This is a genomic window from Aeromicrobium sp. (assembly GCF_032084975.1).
Taxonomy (GTDB): Bacteria; Actinomycetota; Actinomycetes; order Propionibacteriales; family Nocardioidaceae; genus Aeromicrobium.
The window spans coordinates 1-7794 of sequence record NZ_DAMDLR010000098.1 but is presented as its reverse complement, the minus strand read 5'-3'; the positions used below and the strand labels follow the sequence as shown (position 1 = coordinate 7794).

Genomic DNA, 7794 nt, shown 5'->3' with positions numbered 1-7794 from the left:
GGTGACGGGTGCCGCGGGCCCCGTCGCGGTGGACGGCCAGCCGGTCGACTCCGGCCGCGTGCTGGCGCTGCGCCGCGGCCAGGTCCTTCGGTTGGGTGCGCCCGTCGTGGGACTGCGCTGGACCGTGGCGGCAGCGGGCGGCTTCACGGGCACGCCCGTCCTGGGCAGTCACAGCACGGACACCCTCGCTGCGCTCGGCCCCGAGCCGCTCGCGGCGGGGACCGAGCTGACCGTGGGCACACGCGTGGGCGAGGTCTCGCTGGAGTCGTTCCCGGCCACGCTGGCGTCGGGCGAGGTCACGGTTCGCGTCGTGCTCGGCCCTCGCGACGACTGGTTCACCCCGGCGGCCGTCGGGACGCTGCTGTCGACCGCCTGGGTCGTCGACCCGGTCTCGGACCGCATCGGCGTCCGCCTGGACGGGCCCGCGCTCGAACGCGACCGCGCCGGAGAGCTCGAGAGCGAGCCGGTCGTGCGGGGCAGCATCCAGGTGACCACGTCGGGGCGCCCGGTCGTGCTGGGTCCGGACCATCCGGTGACGGGCGGCTACCCCGTCATCGCGGTGGTGCTGGACACCGACACCGACCTGCTCGGACAGGCGCGACCGGGCGACCTGGTGCGCTTCCGGCGGCACCGGGCCTGAGGAACCGCGACCGGTCAGGCGACGATGCGGGTGACCGGCAGGCTCGAGTCGACGGGCAGGTCGAGCGACGAGGGCGCGATGCCGCGGCGGACCACCTCGGCACCGAGGGCGGCGACCATCGCGCCGTTGTCGGTGCACAGCGAGGGCGGCGGGATCCGAACCTCGACCCCGGCCGCGGCGGCACGCTCCAGCACGAAATGCCGCAGCCGCCCGTTGGCCGCCACGCCACCGCCCAGGATCAGGCGCGGGATGTCGTGCTCGAGGCACGCCTTGATCGCCTTGCGGCTCAGCACGTCGCACACCGAGTCCTGGAACGAGGCCGCGACGTCGGCGACGACGATCTCGCGGCCCATGCGCTGCTCGTGCTGGACGTGGCGCGCCACGGCGCTCTTGAGGCCCGAGAACGAGAAGTCCCACCGGTACCTCTCGAGGTCGCGCCCGGACGTGAGGCCGCGCGGGAAGTCGATCGCCTTGGGGTCCCCGTCGCGTGCGGCACGGTCGATCTCGGGTCCACCCGGGTACGGCAGGCCCAGCAGCCGCGCGACCTTGTCGAAGGCCTCCCCCGCGGCGTCGTCGATGGTCCCACCGAGCAGCGTGATGTCGGTGGCGATGTCGTTGACGAGCAGCAGCTCGGTGTGGCCGCCACTGACCAGCAACGCGATCACCGGCTCGTCGTACCGACCGTGCTCGAGCTGGTCGACCGCGACGTGCGCCGCCAGGTGGTTGACGCCGTAGAGCGGCTTGTCGTGGGCCAGCGCGAGGGCCTTCGCCGCGGCGACGCCGACGAGCAGTGCGCCGGTCAGACCTGGACCGCTGGTGACGGCGATGGCGTCGACGTCACGCACGTCCAGGCCGGCTTGCTCGTAGGCCTGCTCGAGCGTGGGCACCATCGCCTCGAGGTGCGCACGACTGGCGACCTCGGGAACGACGCCGCCGAACCGGACGTGCTCCTCGACGCTCGAGGCGACCGCGTGGGCCAGCAGGGTGGTGCCCCGCACGATGCCCACGCCGGTCTCGTCACAGGAGGACTCGATGCCCAGGACCAGCGGCTCACTCACCGGTCCATCCTCGCAGGCGAGGTCGCGCTCAGTCGCGCTGGGAGCGCTTGGCCTCGCGGGCCGCCCTCTCCTCGAGGTCGAGACGGCGGGCCTCTTCAGGCGTCGGGGCGGTCCCGCCATAACGGGCAGGCGCCCACCACTGGCCCTCGGGCGAGACGGGGTACTCGCGGATCGCCTTGTCAAGCAGCGCGCTCAGGGCGTTGTGCAGGAGCTCCGTCTCGGCGACGGGGTCCTCGCCCGTGACGGGGATCGGCTCGCCGACGTGCAGGGCGATCGCCTTCCCCCGGCCGAGCAGGTCGGCGTCGCGGTCCTTCGTCTTGAGCAGCTGGGTGCCCCACACGACCATCGGGACGAGCGGCACGCCGGCCTCGGCGGCGGCCCGGACGGCACCGGTCTTGATCTCCTTGACCTCCATCGAGCGGCTGATGGTGGCCTCGGGGAAGATGCCGACAATCTCACCGCGCCGCGCGTAGTCGGCCGCGGCGTGCAGCGAGCCCTCACCCTGCGCCCGGTCGACCGGGATGTGGTGCATCGACCGCATCAGGGGGCCCGACACCTTGTGGTCGAACGCCTCCTTCTTGGCCATGAAGCGCACGAGCCGACCCGACGGCTGGGCCGCGAGTCCGTTGAAGATGAAGTCGACGTAGCTGACGTGGTTGGACGCCAGGATCGCGCCGCCCTCACGCGGGATGTGCTCGGTGCCCGAGGTCTGGAAGGTCATGCCCAGAGCCCGGAACAGCGTCTTCGCCGTCAGGATGATCGGCGGGTAGGTGACGTCGCGCATGCCAGCACACTAGTGGACGCGTGTTCACCGAGCGGGATGCTCGCGCAACGCCGCAGGGCCCCACCGCAGTGGGGCCCTGCACGTCGGGTTGCTCAGTCCTCTTCGACGATGTGGACCGCGGCCTCCTCGGCGCTGGCCGCGCCACCGTCGATGCCGATGTCGTCGCCGACCATCTCGGACACGTTGTCCTCGCCCTGGCCTCGGCCGGGGTCGACGAGGCGACCGGAGCGACCGTCGCCGACCTCGCCGTCGTCGAGCTGGTCCTCGTTCCACTCGGCGTCGGGGTCGAGGTCGGGCTCCTCCTGCGAGAGGCGCTGCTCGAAGGACTCACCCTGGCGGTACTCGTCGGCCGTGGTGCCGAAGCCCTCGCCAGCGGACCACTTCTCCGGTGGGGTCAGGCCCTCGTCCAGCGGGTCGTTGCTGCCACGCTCGATCAGGGTGTCCTCGTGCGGGTCCTGGCTCATGAACTGGGAAGGGTTCGGGGCTGGATTGCGGGGATCACTCATACCTCCACCTTGCCACGAGACCGGTGCAGTCGCCGGGGACGCGTCAGTCGCGTTCGAGGTCCGGCGCCGGGTCGCCCTGACGGACCGACCGCGCCAGCAGGAAGGCCACCGCGACCACGACGGCGAGCACGATCAGCCACGCCGAACGCTCGGATCCGCCCGAGAAGACGGCCAGGAACGCACTCATGCCGATCGTCGACCAGATCGTGGCCCAGATGGCGGCGCCCGGCAGCAGCCCGGTCAGGTAGCGGGACAGGGTCATCCTCGAGAGGCCGGCGCCGAGGTTGATCGCCGTCTGCGCGCCGACCGTGAAGAAGCTCACCGTCACCGCCGGCGGACCCCAGCGATGGACCTGTTGCATCGCGCGCCCGACTTTCGGGCCGGGACGCCGCTCGCGCAGCACGCCCGCAGCGATCGCCCGGCCGATCCCGTACGTCGCGCCGGCCCGCACCAGCACGATCGCGAGGAACGCGAGCCACGCCCACAGCCACGGCCACGAGCGGATCGACTCGATGACGTCGTTCACGCCAGGTTCCGGTCCATCAGCACCGCGTCGGCCCCGGAGCGGTAGTAGGCCCGGCGCCGACCCGTCTCGCGGTATCCCGCGCGGCGGTAGAGCGCGACGGCCGGCTGGTTGTCAGCGGCGACCTCGAGCAGCATGCGGTCGGCGCCACGCGACCGGGCCGCGTCCTCGACCGCCTCGAGCAGGCGCGTCGCGACCCCCTGGCGTCGAGAGCCCAGGCCCACGCCGATGCGCATGAGCTCGGCGTCCGGCACGAAGAGCCTGATGGAGGCGAATCCCTGCACGCCGAACTCGTCGACGTGGACCAGCACGAGGCGCTCCCCCTGGAGCTCGTCGCGGACCTGGGCGGCGCTCCACGCGTCGCTCCCGAAGCTGGCCTGCTCGATCGACTCCAGCGTGTCGAGGTCACGCAGGCCGGCGGCCCGGATCATGCCGGCTTCGAGGCGACCTGCGGGGTCGCGTCGGGTCGGCGCAGGTAGAGCGGCTCGAGGGGCAGGTCGCGATGCCCGCCACGGGCGACGAGCCCGGCCAGGGCCGAGGCCGACGGATCGAGAGGAGCGGTCTCGACCCACGCGAGGCGGTCGGCGTAGAGCCGGCCGCCGCGGCCCACCACCGGCAGCCCGTGCGCGCCGACGGTCTCGGGGAAGTCGACGTCGGGCCCGGTGCGCCGGACGCCGTCCGCACCGAAGCGGCCCCAGTAGACCTCCTTGCGGCGCGCGTCAGTGGCGACCACGAAGTCGCCGTCCATCGTCGGGGCGGCCTCGGCGGCCAGGATGTCGAGCGAGCACACGCCGTGCGTCGTGACGCCGAGCGTCCGGCCGAGCGTCAGGGCAGTGACGACTCCGACGCGCAGGCCCGTGAACGGACCCGGTCCGACCCCGACCGCGACGTCCGTCAGGTCCGCCGGAGCGGCACCCGCGGCCGCGAGCGCCTCGCGGATGGCCGGTGCCAGGAGCTCGCCGTGGGCCATGGACCCCTCGCCCGTGGACGTGCCGACGACGGACGTGCCGTCATGGATGGCCACGGAGATCGACGGCGTGGCGGTGTCGAACGCGAGCAGGAGCACGGACCCAGCGTAGTTGTGCCGCGAGGCCACGCGGCCAGCACGTCAGCCGAGCAGGGTGCTTCGCAACGGCACACCGAGCCAGCGCGGACCGTGCGGGCGGATCGTCACGACCCGCATGTCCTCGGACTCGACCCCGCACTCGGTGCCGAGCGGCTCACCCGGGTCCGCCGTGCGGGACTCGATCGTGATCGAGAGCCAGCTGTCGGAGAGCTGCTCGGCCATGCCCGCGCCCCATTCGACGACCGTGACGGAGTCCTCGGCGGTCGCGTCCAGGTCGATGTCGTCGATCTCGGCGGCGTCGCCCAGCCGGTACGCATCGACGTGCACGAGGGCGGGGCCGCCGACCAGGCTCGGGTGGGTGCGAGCGATGACGAAGGTCGGCGACGTGACGGGACCGCGGACGCCCAGTGCCTCGCCCAGGCCCTGCGTGAACGTCGTCTTGCCGGCGCCGAGGTCGCCCGTCAGCACGAGCAGGTCACCGGCCCGCAGCAGGGCGGCGACGCGTGCGGCGAGCGACTGCATCGCCTCGGGGTCGGGCACCTCACGGGCCAGCCAGAGGGTCTTGCCCATCTCGATCGTGTGCCCGGTCTGGGACCACGGGGTGTAGTGGCGGTGCTGCCAGAAGCGCAGGTTGTCCGGCAGCTCCTCGCGCACGTGCAGCCAGATCCCGTCCATGCCGTCGTCCTCGGCCACGTCCTCGGCCACGCCCACCATCGCGGACGCGACACCGCGATCGCGCCCCAGCGGGTCGACGCTGACGCGCTTGAGGCCCAGCAGTCCGGGCCTCGAACGGTCGAACAAGATGGCGCCCATGGGACGGTCGCGGCGCATCGCGAGCAGACCGCCGTCGCGCTCGAGAGCGGCCGCGACGGACTCGATCGTCTCGTCGCCGGCCGTCGCGGGCGGGTCGAGCGGCTTGCGCGCGGCGAAGGCACGGTGGATCACCCCGACGACCTCCTCGGCCCGATCAGCGCCCACGAGGTCGACGTCCAGCTCTCGACTCATGCGGACACCGCCCTCGAGAAAGCACAGCGTGGCAGTGCCGGCACTCGTGAGACCAGCCTCACTCGCTGGCGCTCGCTCATGCGATGTCCTTGAGCACGCGCTCGATCGCCTCGGTCACCTGCTCGTGCTCCTCGAGCATCACCATGTGGCCGGCGTCGTTGACGGGGACCAGCTCGGCGCCCTCGATCTCACTCGCGATCCAGCGGCTGTGCGAGAACGGCGTCATGACGTCCTGCGTGCCGCACACGACGGACGCGCGGCAGTGCGAGATCGCACCGAGACCAGCGCCGAGGTCGAGCTCGACGAAGTTGTCGTGGAAGTTGAGGATGACCGAGGTGGGGGCACGCAGGATCATCTCGTCCGCCATGTCGACGGCGGCCGGGTGGGCGTGCTTGCCGAACGCCCAGCGCCGGATCACCGAGTAGCTGTTGAACTCGCGACCCCAGTCCAGCAGCGGCGAGGCGGCCTTGATGAGCGGCACCGCGAAGCGCAGACCGGGGCTGCGGCGCATGAGCTTGCCGGCGCTCGTGCTGATCAGGACGACGCCCTTGATGCGGTCGCCGAAGAGCTCGGGTGAGAGCTGGGCCATCTGCATGATCGACATGCCGCCCATCGAGTGCCCCACGAGGACGACGGGACCCTCGGTCGCGTGGGCGTCCAGGACACGTCGCAGGTCCTCGGCCATGTCGTGCAGCGAGGAGTTGCGCGGACCGGTGCGGCCGGAACGGCCGTGCGAACGCTGCTCCATGAGGACGAGGCGGGCATGGCCGCGCAGCGCGAGCCGCTGGAAGTGCCACGTGTCGACGTCGCACATCCAGCCGTGCACGAACACGACGGTCGGTGCGGGTCCCTCGTCGACCTCGACGTGGATCGGGACGTCGTCAGCGGCCGAGACGTAGTACGAGTCCCCGTGGACCGACCCGAAGGCGACGTCCTCGCCGCGAGCGTGACGGCGCCGCTCGACCTGGCGGCTCTTGATCCTCGTCGCGGCGGCGCCGGCGACTCCCGCTGCGGCGAAGGCGCCTGCGGTGGCGGCGACTCGTGCGGCGACCGATCTCATCGTCCTCCTCGGTAGGTGCGGGACCAGCGACCGGCCAGCCGCGTGACGATCTCGTAGTTGATCGTCCCGGCGGCCTCGGCCCAGTCCTGGGCGGTCGGCTCACCGTCGTCTCCCGGCCCGAACACCGTGATCGGGTCACCGATCCGGGCGGGCCGGTCGCCGAGGTCGACGACCAACTGGTCCATGCAGATCGTGCCACGCACGGGGACCCGCGACGCGGCGAACCCCATCTCGGCGCGGTTGGAGGCCGTGCGATGGATCCCCTCGCCATAGCCCACGGGGACGAGGCCGAGGGTGGTCTCGTGCTCGGCGGTCCAACGCCAGCCGTACGAGACGGAGGCACCGGCGGGCACCCGCTTGACCTGGGCGAGCACGCTGCGAGCGGTCATCACCGGCCGGACCTCGGGCACGCTCACCGCTGGGTCGGGGTCGAGCCCGTACGACGCGATGCCGACCCGGACGAGGTCGAGGTGCGACGACGGACGCGTGACCGTGGCAGCCGAGTTCGCGAGGTGGCGCACCTCGGGCCGGACGCCGGCGGTTGCGAGCTGGTCGACCGCAGCGCGGAACACCGTCTCCTGCTCGTCGTTGGCCGGGTGCCCGGGCTCGTCGGCGCAGGCGAAGTGCGACCAGATCCCGGTGACCTCGAGACTGCCGGCGGACTGGAGCCGCGCGGCGGCGGCCACCAGCGCGTCCCACTGCGCGCCGAACGCGCCGTTGCGCGACAGGCCGGTGTCGACCTTCAGCTGCACCCGGGGACGGTCGGACGAGACGGCGATCGCCTCGAGCTGGTCGACCGTCGAGGCGGTCACGTCGACGCCGGCGTCGGCCAGCTCGCCGAACGGCACGCCGGGCGTCATCAGCCAGCACAGCAACGGCCCCTCGTCGCCGGCGGCGCGCAGTGCCAGGGCCTCGTCGGGCGTGGCGACCCCGAGCCAGTCCGCTCCGCCCAGCCGCGCGGCCCGCGCCACCGGCACCATCCCGTGCCCGTAGGCGTTGGCCTTGACGACGGCCATCTGCAGCGCGTCGGGCGCGTACGACCGCAGTGCGGCCAGGTTCGCGCGGTACTGGTCGAGGTCGACGACGAGCTCGGCGTTGGCGCTCATGGGCGGCCTCCCTGCCAACTTTTGGAACAGGATTCCCGGCCAGCGG

General features: G+C 72.4%; 10 protein-coding genes. 1 reads left to right on the top strand and 9 read right to left on the bottom strand.

All coding sequences use genetic code 11. The features are described 5' to 3' along the window. On the top strand, positions 1 to 640 hold a 640-nt coding region (locus tag RT323_RS15115), incomplete at its 5' end, for a biotin-dependent carboxyltransferase family protein (protein WP_313409924.1). 14 nt (positions 641 to 654) lie between these two features. Here RT323_RS15115 and tsaD read toward each other — a convergent pair. The 9 genes from tsaD to alr form a co-directional block, all read right to left on the bottom strand. Then, positions 655 to 1698 carry a tRNA (adenosine(37)-N6)-threonylcarbamoyltransferase complex transferase subunit TsaD gene (gene tsaD, locus RT323_RS15110; RefSeq protein ID WP_313409922.1) on the bottom strand — a complete coding sequence of 348 codons (1044 nt, stop codon included), beginning with the start codon at positions 1696 to 1698 and terminating at the stop codon, positions 655 to 657. Between the two features lie 28 nt (positions 1699 to 1726). Continuing rightward, on the bottom strand, positions 1727 to 2482 hold the full coding sequence (locus tag RT323_RS15105; protein ID WP_313409921.1) for a lysophospholipid acyltransferase family protein: 756 nt from the start codon (positions 2480 to 2482) through the stop codon (positions 1727 to 1729). A gap of 92 nt (positions 2483 to 2574) precedes the next feature. After that, positions 2575 to 2988 carry a DUF5709 domain-containing protein gene (locus RT323_RS15100; RefSeq protein WP_313409920.1) on the bottom strand — a complete coding sequence of 138 codons (414 nt, stop codon included), beginning with the start codon at positions 2986 to 2988 and terminating at the stop codon, positions 2575 to 2577. A 43-nt stretch (positions 2989 to 3031) separates the two neighbouring features. Continuing rightward, the gene (locus RT323_RS15095) at positions 3032 to 3514 is read right to left on the bottom strand and encodes a VTT domain-containing protein (protein WP_313409918.1); all 483 of its coding nucleotides are present in this window, start codon (positions 3512 to 3514) and stop codon (positions 3032 to 3034) included. Beyond that, positions 3511 to 3942: a ribosomal protein S18-alanine N-acetyltransferase gene (gene rimI / locus RT323_RS15090; RefSeq protein WP_313409916.1), complete on the bottom strand. Its 432-nt coding sequence runs from the start codon at positions 3940 to 3942 to the stop codon at positions 3511 to 3513. The genes RT323_RS15095 and rimI overlap by 4 nt, the downstream gene beginning before the upstream one ends. Next, complete coding sequence (gene tsaB, locus RT323_RS15085) at positions 3939 to 4577, bottom strand: tRNA (adenosine(37)-N6)-threonylcarbamoyltransferase complex dimerization subunit type 1 TsaB (RefSeq protein WP_313409915.1); 639 nt, start codon at positions 4575 to 4577, stop codon at positions 3939 to 3941. The genes rimI and tsaB overlap by 4 nt, the downstream gene beginning before the upstream one ends. A 42-nt stretch (positions 4578 to 4619) precedes the next feature. Further along, positions 4620 to 5582, bottom strand: coding sequence for a tRNA (adenosine(37)-N6)-threonylcarbamoyltransferase complex ATPase subunit type 1 TsaE (gene tsaE, locus RT323_RS15080; RefSeq protein WP_313409913.1), 963 nt, complete (start codon positions 5580 to 5582; stop codon positions 4620 to 4622). 76 nt (positions 5583 to 5658) lie between these two features. Further along, complete coding sequence (locus RT323_RS15075; RefSeq protein ID WP_313409912.1) at positions 5659 to 6642, bottom strand: alpha/beta hydrolase; 984 nt, start codon at positions 6640 to 6642, stop codon at positions 5659 to 5661. Beyond that, positions 6639 to 7748 (bottom strand): alanine racemase, encoded by a 1110-nt coding sequence (gene alr, locus RT323_RS15070; protein ID WP_313409910.1) that lies wholly within the window; start codon positions 7746 to 7748, stop codon positions 6639 to 6641. Before alr ends, RT323_RS15075 begins: the two co-directional genes overlap by 4 nt. Positions 7749 to 7794 lie beyond the last annotated feature (46 nt).